The organism is Legionella sp. W05-934-2, from assembly GCF_964199965.1.
Taxonomy (GTDB): Bacteria; Pseudomonadota; Gammaproteobacteria; order Legionellales; family Legionellaceae; genus JAFIFT01.
Genome location: NZ_CAXMZT010000014.1, coordinates 39,814 through 55,864, shown reverse-complemented (window position 1 = coordinate 55,864; position 16,051 = coordinate 39,814). Strand labels below are relative to the sequence as shown.

The following is a 16,051-nucleotide window of genomic DNA, read 5'->3' as shown; positions in this document are numbered from 1 at the left end:
CGAGTAAGCTGATGCTTACTCGGGGGAGCGATTAATTGTAGCCAACGGGGCTTTGGCAAAGCAACTCGCTGCTGTTACTTTTAATATTTTTGGTGATGGTTTCGGATTTTCCGGTATCTTTATTTTTTAACATTAAGGTAATGGTTTTGTCACTTCCGCTGCAGTTGACGGTTGCATTCATCACCACAAATTTCCCCGTGATTTTATTATTCTGACCGATCATTTTCACATGTTGGCCAATCAGATTTTTGGGCTGGATATATAAACTAAAACCATCGTCAAACACTTTTCCAATATCAAAAGCATCCACTTGACCTGCATTGGCAGCACTTGCCATCGTGCTGCCTAAAATCGCTGCTAGAGCGAGTTGAGTACCTTTTTTCATCATGATCTCCATTGTCGTTTGAAAAAGATAAGTTTGTTACCTTAACAAGTGTAGCAGGGAATTTTAAAAAGTGAGGGGAAGGAACACATTTATCGTTGGGCTAAAGCCCAACCTACGAGCTATGAGCCGAGGAAAACAAAAATTGTAGGTCGGGCCTTGGCCCGACAGCTTGATATTACATTGAGTGGGTGTTCGATTGAGTGAAGCTTTGTATGTCAACAGGGCCTTCGATAATCGAATTTAATAATATTTGCCTTTCCTGTTTCCAAAATTTAGCGATTTGTTTAGAATCAACACCACTATCTTGCTTATCTTCTGTCAATGACGTCAAAAGATGTTCAAGTCCCGCTTTGCGCTTTAGTAAGGTTAAGGTCGCATTGGAGCGTTCTTGATTGCTCAGTGAATACTGCTTGATATCCTCAATTAATGACATTATGTTTGCTCGCACTGGTGCTCTGTCGTCTTCATCACAACGAGTGAGATACGAATCTAAACAGTTTTTAATCCCCGATTCGATTCCATTTATTTGTTCTATCAAATGCATCCGATGGCTAACACGGGCCTGGCTAACCTTAGCGTGGGTAAGGAAAAAGCCCGCTAATACACCGGCGGTGATAGAGAGTGCTGTGGCATAAGGACTGCCTTCTTCTTGGAGTTGTTGTTTCAAGAAGTAGCCCGCTGCGCCACCAACAATAATGCCCCCCCAAATGAAAGCCCTATCCAATAATTGTTGGGTGGAATAATTCGACGGGGACAACCCTTTTTCTTGAGTGGAGCGACCAAAATTGGAGAAGTCGATACGGTTTCCAAAAAAATTGGTTAAGGGATTGGCAATCCAATAAGGTAGAAATCCAGCCATGGTATCCTCGGGCAAAAAAAAACCATTATCTCAAAATAGACTAAAATGTAAAGCACTCCTTCCTTGCTAAGAGAAGTCGAACTATTAAAACGCATGGTGACTTAACCTGACGTTTGCGCGCCCTCACCGTTTCCGAAATACAACATTTGTCATTTTAGGCTAAATTTATCATAATGCAGGTCTTTCGAATTTTTGAATTTGTGCGTTATGTCTCAATTATCGATGTTACATGGGTTAAATGATAAGCAATACGAAGCGGTCACCGCGCCATTAGGCAATATGTTGGTTTTAGCCGGTGCGGGCAGTGGTAAAACACGGGTGTTGGTGAGCCGGATTGCCTGGCTGATTGCTGAAATGGAATTATCTCCCCAATCCATCCTTGCGGTGACTTTCACCAACAAAGCCGCAGGTGAGATGAAGGCGCGCTTACAAGAATTGCTTGATATTCCAATGATGGGATTTTGGGTGGGAACGTTTCATGGGCTATGCCACCGCTTGTTGCGTCGTCATTTTAAAGAAGCAAACTTACCTGAGCAGTTTCATATTCTCGATAGTGATGATCAATTGCGTATGGTGAAACGAGTCATTGCTTCGTTAAACCTGGATCCTGACCAATGGCCTCCCAAAAAAGCACAAGCCTATATTAACAACAAAAAAGATGAAGGCATTCGTGCTAAGCACATTCAAACGCTCTCGTATGGTCCTGAGAAAACGCTCCAGCGAATTTATTTGGCTTATGAGCAAGCTTGCCAAATTGCTGGGGTTGTCGATTTTGCTGAATTGATGCTTAGAGCACATGAACTATTGCGAGATAACCCAACGATTCTTGCCCACTATCGTCAGCGATTTCAAGCGATTTTAGTGGATGAATTTCAAGATACCAATACCATTCAATATGCATGGATAAGGCTTATAGCCGGCGATGAGATGGCGGTGATGGCCGTGGGTGATGATGACCAATCCATTTATGGCTGGCGCGGGGCGAAAGTTGAAAATATCGAGCAATTTGTTCGTGATTTTTCTCACGTCGATACCATTCGCTTGGAACAGAATTACCGTTCCACAGCAACTATATTACAGGCAGCCAACCATTTAATTAGCAATAATCAAGGCCGCATGGGAAAGAACTTATGGACCGAAGGCAGTGATGGCGAAAAAATCATGTTGTTCTCAGCCTTCAATGAAATTGAAGAAGCGCGATTTGTTGCTGAAAAAATACAACAGATTTTAGATAAAGGCACGCGTCCCGACGAAATTGCGGTTTTATACCGCTCGAATGCGTTATCCCGGGTAATGGAAGAATCATTAATCAGAGCAGGGATTTCGTATCGAATTTATGGCGGCATGCGTTTTTTTGAGCGCGCTGAAATTAAAGATGCCCTTGCTTATTTGCGCTTAATGTTGAATGAACACGATGATACAGCCTTTGAACGTGTGGTCAATTTACCCACACGGGGAATTGGTGAGAAAACGGTGGATAGTTTGCGAGTTGAAGCCAGAGAAAATGATATGTCATTATGGCAGGCGGCCGAGATACACCTCGATGAAAACCGACTACCCACCCGGGCTGCCAATGCCTTAGCTGGGTTTTTAACCCTGATTAAACAAATGCGTCATGATTTATCGTCTGACACCCTTGAAACACAAGTTCAAACCGTGATTCAACTCAGTGGCTTGGAAACGCTTTATGAAAATATGAAAGGGGATAAAGGCGAAGCGAAGCTAGAAAACTTAAAAGAATTAGTCAGCGCAGCCAGGCAGTTTCGATTCGAAGAAGGCGGCGATGTTGATGAAACCCTGACGATACTAGGGGGATTTCTCGCCCACGCATCACTGGAATCGGGGGAGATGCAAGCCGATGCGCATGAACTTTCTGTCCACCTGATGACATTGCATGCTGCCAAAGGTCTTGAGTTTCCTTATGTCTTTATCATCGGCTTAGAAGAGGGGGTATTTCCGAGCCAGCAATCGCATGAGGAAGCCGGTCGATTAGAAGAGGAACGGCGGTTATGTTATGTGGGAATGACAAGGGCCATGGAGCAGTTAATTTTAACCTACGCGGAAATCCGAAGGCAGTATGGTCGCGAAGAGTACCATCGCCCTTCGCGCTTTCTCCATGAATTACCATCGGCGCTCATTGACTCGTTGCGAAGTCAAAAAGCCTTCACACCGACAACCTCTGGCAATTCCTTTTCAAGCGCCATGCATCCGGATTGTGGTTTTCGTTTGGGAGAGACGGTCTATCATGCCAAGTTCGGCGCTGGAACCATTTTGGCGTTTGAAGGCAGCGGTGCCCATCAGCGCGTGCAAGTGAATTTTGATTTGCATGGCACCAAGTGGTTGGTGCTTTCCTATGCTAATTTATCGAAGCAAGAGGATGTGCCATTCTAAGAGTTGTTAAAAATGGGTGACTTTTCCCCGTAATTTAATTGAGCAGGTGAATAGAGACAAAAATGGAAGGTCCCAATCGATGAATGACCAAACGACGCTGGATACGGGTTGGTGTGAGGTAAGCGTTAAGCGCAGAAAGCAGCGTAAAAGTATCACCATTTTGGTAAAAGAAGGTCGCGTTCAGGTAAATGCACCTTTGAGAATGCCTGCCGTTGATGTGCAGCTTCTTATAGAAAATAAAAGGGCTTGGATTGAGCGGGCGTTAGCGAAGCAACAAACTGCTATCCAAGAAACGTCTAAACGGATTGAGCCTGGCGAATTATTTCTCTATCAAGGAAAGCGATACCCACTGCGTATTGAGACGGGTAACTCGGATGCGATTTATCTCTCCGATGATCAGCATCTCACGATGCGAAGTACGAAATTGTACAGCCCTGAACACTTATTTGAACGACTCAGTGACTGGTACCGTCAACAAGCAACCGCCTATTTAATGGAGAAAACCCATTTTTATGCTCAAAAGCTGGGTCATTTTCCCAGTTCAATCGAAATTAAGTCGTATCGTGCCCGTTGGGGAAGTTGTTCTGCCAAAGGAGCGATTCACTATAATTGGCGCATTATCATGGCACCCCTCGATGTCATTGATTATGTTGTCGTTCATGAACTTTGCCACCTGGTTGAGCATAATCACTCGTCACGATTCTGGCAAATAGTGGCCCGTTTTGATAAAGCCTACCAATCACATCGCCAATGGTTAAAGCAATATGGCGATTATCTTCATATCCACCACGTGAAATCTTAGACATTTAGGCAGGGAATATGCTATAAAGAGTGCGTTATTTATTTTTCATAAAGGGGATTGACGTGAAATTAACAAATATTGTTACATCTGCCGCTTTAATTAGTGCTTTATCCATATCGCCCATGGCAATGGCTGCTGAAAAGCCGATGACCAGTGAACAGAAAAAACAAATTGAGAAAGTAGTCCATGATTATTTGGTGAGTAATCCAGAAGTTCTCATTGAAGCATCACAAGCTTTGCAAAAAAAGCAACAAGATAATATGCGTCAACAAGCACGCGCTGCCATTGAGAATAATGCCTCCCAATTATTTAGTGGTCAATTAACCACCTTAGGCAATGCGAAAGGCAATGTCACGTTAGTTGAATTTTTTGACTATCAATGCGTGCATTGCAAAAAAATGGCACCGGTCATTGATTCCCTCCTTGAAAAGGATAAAAACCTAAGGGTTATCTATAAAGAATTCCCCATATTCGGCAAAACATCCGAAGTGGCATCTCGCGCTGCATTGGCTGCTGCCATGCAAGGAAAATACAAACCATTTCATGAGGCTTTAATTAATCAGCAAAAGCGTCTCACCGATAAAGAAATTTTTGCCGAAGCCAAAAAAGTGGGCTTGGATATGAGTAAGTTGAAAAAAGACATGCAAAGTAAACAGGTCACTGAAACACTTGCTCAAAACAAAGCCCTAGCTGAAAAAATGATGCTAATGGGTACGCCAGCCTTCGTAATCGCCAAAACACCGAATGGCACGTATATGAAAGGCTCTGAGCCAGCATTCATTCCAGGTGCGGCTAGCGAAGACACCTTGCAAGACTTGATTGTTAGAATGTCTAAGTAACATCAATTGGGGGTCGTTTCCTTGAAACGGCCCCTTGCTATCGACGTTTTTTTTAAACTGTCCGGTAAAAAGGGAACGTAAGGATATGAACTTTCTCAAACGAAGCTGGCCTGTGCTTCTCATTCTTTCGTTACTTGCGCTCGCGTTTTATTTTAATTTACCAAACTATTTAAGTTGGTCTACCTTCCAAACCTATCATGATCAAATCAAAACCTGGTCTGACAGTCATTTCGCCTTAAGCGTTTTCCTTTATATGACGATATATGCGTTGTCTGTTGCGATTTCCATTCCGGGTGCGGTGATTTTAACGTTAATCGGTGGTTTTTTGTTTGGTCCTATCTTGGGAACATTGATTGTGGTGGTGAGTGCAACGCTTGGTGCTATATTGGTCTTTTTAGCGGTGAAATATTTCATCGGTGAATGGGCAAGCAAACATGCGCATGGATGGATAAAGAAAATGCAAGCCGGGTTTGCGAAAAATGCCCTCTCTTATTTGCTAATACTGAGATTGATTCCCTTATTTCCATTCTGGGTTGTGAATATCGTCCCTGCTATTTTAAACGTGGATGGAAAGCTATTTGCTTTAGCAACATTGGTTGGCATTATCCCAGGAACGTTTGTCTACGTTTCTTTGGGAAATGGGGTGAATCATTTATTTGAAATAGGACAAAAACCTGACTTTTCTGTCATTTTTACCTTACCCATCTTATTGCCATTATTCGGGCTTGCTGTCTTATCGTTATTACCCATTCTATATCAACGATTACGAAGGAAAGAGGGAAATGAGCCAAAAAGAAAAATATGATCTAGCCATTATTGGAGCGGGGTCGGGTGGCTTAAGTTTGGCTTCTGTCAGCGCCCAAGCTGGATTAAAAACCGTTTTATTTGAAGGGCATAAAATGGGAGGGGATTGTTTGAATTATGGGTGTGTCCCTTCTAAGTCATTGTTAGCGGTGGCCAAACAATGCTGGCAAGCACGGCAAACTGAAAAATTAGGTTGCCAGTTTAACCAGAAGTCATTGGATATGGTTGCCGTGATGAAAACGGTTCAGCAAAAAATTGACCATATTGCTGTCCATGATTCCGTAGAACGGTTTGAAGGTCTCGGGGTGACAGTGATAAGCGAATATGCGTCTTTTCTCGATGAGCATACCTTAAAAGCAGGCGACAAAGCCTATCAAGCAAAAACCATCGTCATAGCTACCGGCTCGTCACCGTTTGTTCCACCCATCCATGGATTAGACAGTGTTCCTTATCTAACCAATGAAACGGTATTTTCTTTGCAAGAAAAGCCAAAACATATGCTGATTATTGGTGGCGGACCGATTGGGTGTGAAATGGCACAAGCGTTCGCGATGTTGGGTGTGCCTGTGAGCTTATTTGAAGCAGATCAAATGCTTCGCTTTGATGACAGGCAAGCTGTGGGCTCACTCCAAGATGTGATGAAAGAACATGGTGTGTCATTCTACTTGCAATCGAAGATGGAGCAAATAGCCCAAAAAGGTAAGGCGATTGAGGTGACTTATAGCCTAAATGGCCAGCAACACACGGAATTAGGTTCCCATGTGTTGGTGGCTGTCGGAAGAAAGCCCAATATCGATAGGCTGAACTTGAATAACGCAGGGGTTATAACTGAGCGAGGTAGCATTCAGGTCGATAAACGATTACGCACAGCTCAAAAACATATTTATGCCATCGGGGATGTCATTGGACAGCAACAGTTTACCCATGTGGCCAATGCCCACGCGGGTGTGGTTTTCCGACAGATTGCCTTTAAATTACCAGCCAAATGGGACAGCACCTACTTACCCAGCGTGACCTACACGCATCCTGAATTAGCCCAAATTGGCTTAACTGAACAGCAATGCCAAGCGAAAGGTATCGCTTGTTCTGTGATTCAATCGGCTTTTGTTGATAATGACAGAGCCGTCGCTGAAGGGGCAACAGAGGGGATAATTAAAGTGGTGATCAATGATAAAGGCCAAGCGTTGGGTGTCACTATTCTCGGCCTTCATGCGGGTGAATTAGTGTTGCCCTGGGTTCAATTAATGCGAGAAAAACGCAGCCTACGGTCGATGACAGATGCAATATTTCCCTATCCGACGCTCAATGAAATTAGCAAACGGGTTGCAGGCCAATACTACGCTCCGAAGCTTTTTTCACCATTTGCCAAACGAGTTATCCGCATTTTAAGCCGATTTTGACGATGCATCTTTGATGGGCGTTAGGCGAACAACCATGCCAACGACGGGATGATCGAAGTAATACGTTTCTTTGAGCTTTAATGGCTGGTTATGTCTTAGGGCAATGGTTTTCCTGCCATTGGATAACAACAGGTTGGTGCTAAAGAATGGAAATCGACTTGGGGTGATTTTTATACGCCCGCTAATGTCCCATTGGTTATTCCCGATGGTAGGGAGATCAATTTCACGGCGACTACCCATGGGTTGGCGCCACGTGAATCGGGCAAGCACATGATAATTTTGGTTGCGACTTAACGCATAATAGGTGTTTTGTAAGGCAGATTGTGAGAGGGGTAAATTATGATAGTTGGGTTGTGTTGTATAATCCCCTAATTCAAGTGGAATACTGTGGGCAGAAGGAGGCAACACAGCAGGAACCAGTGATTGTTCAGCAGCATCTGCTAATAACGTTTTGTTTTCAAAAACAATGACATCCACTAAATATCGATCAGTCGACTCCGCACGACCTAGGCAGGCAATGCAAATTAGGAATAATGCAGCAAGTAACCGTCTCATCATCGCTCTCTTAAAAAAAGAACGATTATACCTTACCTGTGTTATGGTTGCTAGTTGACGTTAGTGTCGTTTAAGGCCTATGCTAAGAGCTAGCTCTGGGGGTATATTTCGATACATTGTTAAGTAAGGATATTCATACATGTCCCATCTAAGGGTCGATGGCTTATCCGTTCAATTTGAACAAGTCAGTCATTTTTTACCGGCTACCAATGAGGTTCGCTTTGAACTTGAGCCAGGGCAGACGGTTGCGTTATTGGGTGGATCGGGCTGTGGGAAATCCATCACGGCCTCGGCGTTGATGCGGTTGCTCCCGGAAAATGCCTATTTTGGCCAACAAAGTAAAGTCTTGTTAGAAGGCCAAGACTTATTAACGCTACCAGAAAGGGACATGCGCGACATTCGTGGTAAAAGGGTGGCGATGATTTTCCAAGAGCCAATGACAGCATTAAATCCTGTATTGACCATTGGCCAACAGCTAGCCGAAGCAATCAAAGCACATCAACCCCTTCGCAATAACGCGTTAAACAAACGGATGTTACAACTCCTTGAAGAAGTGGATATGTCCGAAGCGGCACATCGTTTAAATCAATACCCACACCAGCTATCAGGGGGGCAAAAGCAACGAGTTGTCATCGCCATGGCCCTTGCTTGTGAGCCGGATGTTTTAATTGCAGACGAGCCCACCACCGCATTGGATGTTACCGTACAAGCCCAGATTCTCAAATTGCTTAAACGGATTCAACAGCAGCACCACATGAGTCTACTGTTGATAACCCATGATTTAGGCGTCGTCCGGTTTATGGCCTCACAGGTGTGTGTGATGTATGCAGGACAAATAGTCGAAATGGCCTCTGCAGAGGATTTTTTCACTGAGGTCAAACATCCCTATTCGCAACAACTATTAGCCGCAATCCCTTCATTACACAATCGACAAAAGCGTCTGGCAGCGATTCCTGGGAGTGTTCCTACCTTAGATGACATGCCAAAAGGGTGCCGATTTCACCCGCGATGCTCCTATCAATTTCCACCGTGCTTGGGTGTTGAGCCAGCTTTGCAGCCAATCAACGATGGGGAAGTGCGCTGCCATTTGTATCCGGATACCCTATCCTTGCCGCCGCTTAAAATAAGCGATGTTGATATTGCAGCTAGCCGTGAGGATCATACAAAAGTGCTGAGTGTTCAAAATTTAAGTGTGACGTTTCCACTACAAAAATCGTGGCTTAAAAGCCGACGTCGATGGTTACAGGCAGTGGACAATGTATCGTTTGATTTGTATCGTGGTAAAACGTTGGCATTAGTGGGTGAGTCAGGTTGTGGTAAAACCACGATAAGTCGCGCTATTATGATGCTGCTGACTCATTGGCAAGGGGATATTGATTTCGATGGCCAATCCATAAAAAAAATGACTCGAAAGCAGTTACGCCAATTCCGTCAACAGGCACAAATTATTTTCCAAGACCCATTTTCCTCCATGAATCCTCGCATGAGTGTTAGCGATATCATCAGTGAAGGCATGCGCGCACAAGGGTATTCCTCTGCAAAAATTAAAAAGCGGTTGTTTGAATTAATTGAGCAAGTCAATTTACCTAAAAGTTGTTTAAATCGGTTTCCACACCAATTTTCAGGCGGACAGCGGCAGCGCATTTCCATTGCAAGGGCACTCGCTTGTCGCCCCCATTTATTGATTTGTGATGAACCGACCAGTGCCTTGGATGTGTCTGTGCAGGCACAGATTTTGAATTTATTGAAAGATTTACAGGCAGAATATAACATGGCTTACTTATTCATCACCCACAATATGAGCGTGGTATCTTACCTCGCTGATGATGTGATGGTGATGAAAAAGGGCAGCTTAGTTGAGCAGGGGCCTGTCACCCAAATCATGACTAAGCCTCAACAGCCTTACACCCAACGGCTATTAAAGGCCGTGTTATAGTTATTTTACATGCCTTTGACATAATTAGTTGACGGTGGCAAAGCATGTCCTTCAAGCGCTGCTAACTTAAAGCAGTTCAGCAAGTGATCGATGAGTGAATCGGGTTGGTCAATTAGGCTTAATTTAACCGGTGATAATGATGGATTTGGGGCGATATATGACTTTGCCGATGATTTGGGTATTTCAGTCGGCGCTACCCATTTGCTGGCTAAGCATTTTTGGTAAAAATAGTCATCCACGTAGAGCATATCTTGGGACTTAATATCTTGCTGAATGATGCTTCCTTCGAGAGACGATGGCGAATATTCCAATACGATTTTTATCAAATTGTCTTGGATCCGATTAATAACCTCCTTGCTCGGTTTTCCTAATTTAGCCTCTTCAAACATCTTTGTCACTAAATCAGCAAACGGGATATATTTCATCTCAGGGATAGGCTTTAACAGGGTATCACCCAGTAACCCCTTCGACTGAAGTTGCTTATACAGCACGTCAAGCATCTCATTTCCTGTCAAACGCTCACGAATCGCCTTTTTGTGAGCGGCTAAATCAACGGTTTCAGAACCATTTAATATAGCAAATACCATACTATCATATTGCTGAGAATAGATTCCTGAATACAAGGTTAATAATGCGAGTTGGTCTAATTTCTCTTTCATTTTTGGTTTTTGATCTAAAAGCGCAGCTTTCATTTTAAATAATAGAAGGGCTTGCTTTTCGGATAGATTCATCGACAAGCTTTCAACTGGCATCTCGTTGATAAAGAAATTAAAGAAAGTCATCATTAACGCTAGCCGGTTCTTGCGATGCTGTATCACCAACTCAGGCGACGGGTTAGTTTCAACGGTTTCATAAACCGTTTTTTGTTTATTAAATGCAAAATTCATCACATTTAAGATGGCCGATTGAAAAAACTCTTCCAATTCTTTGTTATCTTTTTGATCATTGGTGGCTTTTCTTAAAGCAGGGGATAAAAATTCATCAAATAGGGAATGAATGATTTGCATTTGTGATTGACGAATATGGCCAAGGATAAGGGTATAGGACTCAGCCCTTAAACTATAGAGTTTATTCGAATTGAGTAAATGCAATTTTTGTATGTCATGGAGAAACTTGATACGGTTTTCTTGTAGTTTGAGGTAGGCTATTGTATTGCCATGATGCCCCATTAGAATCACTTCCAGATGCGGGTCTGGGAGCTTGGGTAGATCTTTTCTCATCGTCTCTGATAATTTCAATGGGTTACTATTTCGTTTAAATAACAAAGGGGCGTCTGTCATAGTTGATGTTGGTTTCGTTTGTAGAAGAGAGATGGGTTGAAATTTGAATGAGCTTAGGCTGTTGATATAGGCAATATTATCGTCAATGAAAATGCCAGGAAATGTTGCTAAATAGCCATTTAATTGAGACCTATCCAGATCTAAGTTGTTCGCTAACGTATTATAATCACAACTGGCAAACATGCTATCCGGCTCTGTATTCCAAATAACCGGTGAATCATTCCAAGTAATTTCATTAAAATAACATTTCATTGCATTAACTCTCTCGATAAAAATTCAAAATCCACTTGGATGAAATCAAATAAAAAGGTATTTAGATGATCCAAGATGGATAAAAAAGAACCAAATGGTATCAAGATAATAAATTAAATGCAAACAATATTTCAATATGTTAATAACATAGACATATAGAGCATTGGTGGAGCTGTTGCCGGGCGATTTCTTAAAAGCACTGTCATTGCGAGCGTCAGCGAAGCAATCCAGAACAGATTTCTGTTCAGAGATCGAACTGGATTGCTTCGCTGACGCTCGAAATGACTGGTTGCCTTCAGTCTTTTTCCTGAACTAGGTGCCATTAGGTTTGGGCTCGACCTACAAGAGATTAGGGCTATTTCTCAATTAGTTTCTCAAGGATAAATGATTCAATACGGTCTAGGTCAATCATTTCGCTTTCGTCAGCTACTCGCGCTTTATATTCTGCTTTGCCTTCTGCTAATGTCCTATCGCCGATGACGATGCGATGGGGTATGCCAATCAAGTCATGGTCGGCAAATAGCACACCAGGACGTTCTTTACGGTCTTCGAGTAACACTTCCACCCCTTGTTGCATGAAGCGCTGGTATAAATTATCACATGCTTCTCGAACCGGGTCTGAGCGGTGACCGTTGATGGGGACAATCACGACTTGATAAGGTGCAAGTGCTTGTGGCCAAACAATTCCTTTGTCGTCATGGTGCTGCTCAATCGCTGCGGCAACCACGCGACTAATACCCAGACCATAACAGCCCATCTTCAACGGAATTAACTTGCCACTTTCATCTAATACTTCTGCTTTCATCGCATTGGAATACTTATCGCCCAATTGGAACACATGTCCCACTTCGATGCCACGGCAGGTTTTAAGGGACCCTTTTCCATCGGGACTTTTATCGCCAATTTTGACGTTACGTAGGTCGGCGATATGGTGGTATTTCGCATCTCGTTGCCAGCAAGCGTGTATATGGTGATAGCCGCATTCATTGGCACCGCTAATAAATTCATCCATCGCTGCCACAAAATGATCGACGATAATTGGCATGGATAAGCCAACAGGGCCCAGCGAACCAACTGGCAAGTTGAGCGCTTTCATGTCGGCGTCAGTGGCCATTTGTAAGGGGGATGCAACGGTCGCAAGTTTCATCGCCTTGACTTCGTTAAGCGTGTCATCACCGCGGATAATTAAGGCGACCCAAGGGGATTCTGTGCCTTTGACAATTAATGTCTTGATGGTTTCCGCTGGTTGGCAGGCGAGATGTTGACATAATTGCTCAATGGTTCGGACATTGGGCGTTTCAACTTTGGTCAGTGCTTGATTCGTGCCTTGCGAACTCGGATTGGGTAACACACACGTTGCTTGCTCTAGGTTAGCGGCATATTCACTGCTATCGCTATAGACAATAATGTCTTCGCCACTGTCTGCCAAGACTTGAAATTCATGCGACTTAGAGCCACCAATGGCGCCGGTATCGGCTTCCACGGCACGGAAGGTTAATCCCATCCGTTCAAAGATACGACAGTAAGCATTGTACATGCTTTGATAACTTTCTTCTAACGAAGCATCATCTAGGTTAAAAGAATAAGCATCTTTCATGATGAATTCTCGGGCGCGCATCACCCCAAACCGTGGTCGAATTTCATCTCGGAACTTGGTTTGTATTTGATATAAATTGAGCGGAAGCTGCTTATACGATCGCAACTCATGGCGCATAATATCAGTAATCACTTCTTCATGGGTTGGACCAAAACAATAAAGTCGTTCACTATTATCTTGCATTTTTAATAATTGGTTGCCAAAGGTGTCCCAACGCTTCGTTTCTTGCCATAATTCAGCGGGTTGCACAGCAGGCATCAATGTTTCTAAAGCACCCGCTTTGTCCATTTCTTCACGCACAATGTTTTCGACTTTTCGTAAAACACGTAAACCCAGCGGCAGCCAAGTATATAAGCCTGCACCAAGCTTATGGATTAAGCCCGCTCGCAACATTAATTGATGCGATACGATTTCCGCATCATTAGGGGTTTCTTTTAACGTAGGAACAAACCATTCAGAGGTGCGCATTATATCTCCGCTATTCTTAATAAAGGCATTATTGTAATGGATAAGGCTGTTGAAATCACCCCCGCTTTCCTAAAACAATCGACAATCAACAACCACATCCTCTTGGTGTTATGTCAGTATCATGGCTGCCCCCTTTTTGCGTGGGTTGCGGGCAGGCAGGCTGCATTGTTTCAACCACCTCGCTAACAAGCGTTTCATGGGGGCTTTTCCGATGATCCAAATTATAAACCGGTGCTTCTTGTAATTGCGATAGCGTGCGATTCGAACTGACGCTTTCCACGACGGCAGGATGTGGAGAGGGAAGCTCTTGATAGGTTAATCGGTAAGTATTTAGCAGAATCATGCTGGTTTGTAGGACCATTAAGCCTGCACCGACTGCTGGATTCATCGCAAAACCAATAGCAGTCAACACCCCACCCGTGAGTAGCAAGGCCGCAACGTTATAGGCCAAGCTAAAGCCTAGATTTTGTTTTAATGTGGACATGGTTTGATGGGCAATTTGGAAGAGATGGCCGATGGGTAGAACCGAATAGTCGCTAATGAGGACTTTCGCTTGTTGATTCGTCATTGCATCACTCAAATGGGAGTGCATTGCAATGCCTAAATCACTTTGGCCCAATGCCACGGCATCATTTGCCCCATCACCGACCATTGCCACAGGACCTGTTTGTTGCAATCGTTGTATAAGCAATTGCTTTTCTTCCGGTGATTGGTTGGCGAATAGGTTGCTTTTGCTAATGCCTAACAAGCCACCATAGAAATGAGCGGTTGCATCATCGGCACCGGTTAAAAGGTAAACTGATTTACCACTTTTTTGTAACTGGTTGACTACTTGCAAAGCGCCTTTGCGCAGTGGGTCGATGACAACAAACTGAGCGATGATTCGTTGATTCTCGGCGAGATAGATACGTGGTTGGTGGTCGCTTTCGTTGAGTTCTATCCCTTGTTCGCGCATACATTGGGCATTGCCAATACAGTATTCCTGGGACTGTTCATTGATGGTAATCCTAAGCTTGCGCCCATTATGCAAATCATCTACTTCAGCCATGTTGAATATGGGATTGTCGAGTCCTTGCCATTGTGTTTTTGCATAGGCTGCCAAGCATTTGCCGACGGGGTGTCTTGCCTTTTTTTCCAGTTTGAGCAGGATTTGAAATAGGAAATTGTTTGGAAAAGAAGGGCTTATTTCACATTGTTTTACTTGAGGAGTGCCCTGGGTTAGTGTGCCGTTTAAGTCAAAGACCACTTGATTAATATGAGTGGCTTGCTCAATGGCTTCCCGCGTTTGAAACGCCACGCCATGATTCAGTCCTTTTTGCATGCCAATTTTCATGGTCATGGGGACAATCATGCCAAGGGTGCAAGGGCAGGCTGTGACTAAAACAGTTGCAGCGCATTGCACAGCCATGATGGGGGATATCCAAAAGCCAATGACAAGGCCTGATAACAGGGCAATCGCTAAGACACCCGGTATGAAATAGTTGAGCAATTTATCGGTATACTGTTCAATGGGCGCTTTGTTTTGTTGGGCAGAAAGTAATAAATTATCCAGTTTAGCCAAATAGGAATTGCCAACCGATTGATGGGCTTTGAAAATGAAAGTTTGATTGGCATCCTCGATAACAGCACCTGCATTAATGACTTGATTGGGTGTTGTTTTGTAGGGGTGATCGTGGCCAGTCAGGATATCATTTCGAATGTTAGGTGTCGCATTGATAAAAGAACCGTCGACGGGCAACACCTGTCCATTAGCGAGAAATATTTCGTCATTCACTTGAATCTGACTTGTCTCAATAGTCTGGCCAGTGGTTAACTTTATTTTTTTTGCAATGCGATCGGTAAAGTTTTGTTGTACTCCGGTTTTGTGGTTGATTGCTTCTTCGATTGCTAAGCCAATATGGCGAAAACCAAATAACATGAGCCCGGCTTCAAACATTATGGGCAACCCAGGAATAAAGATAGACGTGAGTGATACCGCCAATACCGTTAGGGTACTGATGGTAAATAAGGTATCCATGGTCATGGTTCGACTATAGCGAGCATGAACGTAGGCATTGATAAAGCTGTTATACCCTAATAAGACAGTGAGTGCCGAGCTACCAATTCCTATAGCGAGCATCCAAGGGAGTGTTAATCCGCCCGTGAAAAAGGTCAACATCATCAACGCAAGGCCTGCTGATAAGCCGATAGCACCCAGTAGCCAGTGATAAGAGCGTTTTGGTTTTTCGATAGCATGCATTTGGCACTCAATACCATAGCTATCTATGGTATCAATAATTTTTTGCTGGACTGCCTTGATGTCGAATTGGGTTTGGGTTGGATCGTAGTCGATAAATAGTTTTTTTTGAGTAAGATCAATGCGTTGGTTGCTTAAGCCATGCTCTAAAAAATTTAACTCTCTTAAGGCAATATTGACTGTGCCAACACAGTTTTGGCAGGTTATGCCAAGCGTAAATACTAATTGGTGTGGCATACAACTCCTC

At 43.6% G+C, this 16,051-nt stretch carries 12 protein-coding genes; 6 read left to right on the top strand and 6 right to left on the bottom strand.

Translation table 11 applies throughout. From position 1 onward, the window contains the following. Window positions 1-31: 31 nt before the first annotated feature. Window positions 32-388, bottom strand: a complete 357-nt coding sequence (locus AB3348_RS13950) for a hypothetical protein (protein WP_367608224.1) — start codon at window positions 386-388, stop codon at window positions 32-34. A gap of 172 nt (window positions 389-560) precedes the next feature. Continuing rightward, a complete protein-coding gene (locus AB3348_RS13945) occupies window positions 561-1,244 on the bottom strand; it encodes a hypothetical protein (RefSeq protein WP_367608223.1) in 684 nt (227 codons plus the stop codon). 207 nt (window positions 1,245-1,451) lie between these two features. Between AB3348_RS13945 and uvrD the strand changes: the two genes are divergently transcribed. From uvrD to AB3348_RS13920, 5 genes are all read left to right on the top strand, one after another. Beyond that, window positions 1,452-3,635, top strand: coding sequence for a DNA helicase II (uvrD, locus tag AB3348_RS13940; RefSeq protein WP_367608222.1), 2,184 nt, complete (start codon window positions 1,452-1,454; stop codon window positions 3,633-3,635). A 79-nt stretch (window positions 3,636-3,714) separates the two neighbouring features. Further along, a complete protein-coding gene (locus AB3348_RS13935) occupies window positions 3,715-4,437 on the top strand; it encodes a M48 family metallopeptidase (RefSeq protein ID WP_367608221.1) in 723 nt (240 codons plus the stop codon). A 62-nt stretch (window positions 4,438-4,499) separates the two neighbouring features. Next, window positions 4,500-5,276, top strand: a complete 777-nt coding sequence (locus tag AB3348_RS13930; protein ID WP_367608220.1) for a DsbA family protein — start codon at window positions 4,500-4,502, stop codon at window positions 5,274-5,276. An 85-nt stretch (window positions 5,277-5,361) separates the two neighbouring features. Further along, entirely contained in the window at window positions 5,362-6,081 is a 720-nt protein-coding gene (locus tag AB3348_RS13925; protein WP_367608219.1) for a TVP38/TMEM64 family protein, read from the top strand. Further along, on the top strand, window positions 6,059-7,480 hold the full coding sequence (locus tag AB3348_RS13920; protein ID WP_367608218.1) for an NAD(P)/FAD-dependent oxidoreductase: 1,422 nt from the start codon (window positions 6,059-6,061) through the stop codon (window positions 7,478-7,480). Before AB3348_RS13925 ends, AB3348_RS13920 begins: the two co-directional genes overlap by 23 nt. Here the strand turns inward: AB3348_RS13920 and AB3348_RS13915 are convergent. Then, window positions 7,466-8,038 carry a CsiV family protein gene (locus AB3348_RS13915; RefSeq protein ID WP_367608217.1) on the bottom strand — a complete coding sequence of 191 codons (573 nt, stop codon included), beginning with the start codon at window positions 8,036-8,038 and terminating at the stop codon, window positions 7,466-7,468. The two genes, AB3348_RS13920 and AB3348_RS13915, sit on opposite strands and share 15 nt — an antisense overlap. A 136-nt stretch (window positions 8,039-8,174) precedes the next feature. On the opposite strand from AB3348_RS13915, the gene AB3348_RS13910 reads away from it, so the two are divergent. Further along, window positions 8,175-9,971 carry a dipeptide ABC transporter ATP-binding protein gene (locus AB3348_RS13910; RefSeq protein ID WP_367608216.1) on the top strand — a complete coding sequence of 599 codons (1,797 nt, stop codon included), beginning with the start codon at window positions 8,175-8,177 and terminating at the stop codon, window positions 9,969-9,971. Between the two features lie 5 nt (window positions 9,972-9,976). Here AB3348_RS13910 and AB3348_RS13905 read toward each other — a convergent pair whose 3' ends face one another. The 3 genes from AB3348_RS13905 to AB3348_RS13895 form a co-directional block, all read right to left on the bottom strand. Further along, window positions 9,977-11,503, bottom strand: a complete 1,527-nt coding sequence (locus tag AB3348_RS13905) for a hypothetical protein (RefSeq protein WP_367608215.1) — start codon at window positions 11,501-11,503, stop codon at window positions 9,977-9,979. 355 nt (window positions 11,504-11,858) lie between these two features. Then, window positions 11,859-13,568 carry a proline--tRNA ligase gene (locus AB3348_RS13900; protein WP_367608214.1) on the bottom strand — a complete coding sequence of 570 codons (1,710 nt, stop codon included), beginning with the start codon at window positions 13,566-13,568 and terminating at the stop codon, window positions 11,859-11,861. An 85-nt stretch (window positions 13,569-13,653) separates the two neighbouring features. Next, on the bottom strand, window positions 13,654-16,041 hold the full coding sequence (locus tag AB3348_RS13895; protein WP_367608213.1) for a heavy metal translocating P-type ATPase: 2,388 nt from the start codon (window positions 16,039-16,041) through the stop codon (window positions 13,654-13,656). Window positions 16,042-16,051: the final 10 nt, after the last annotated feature.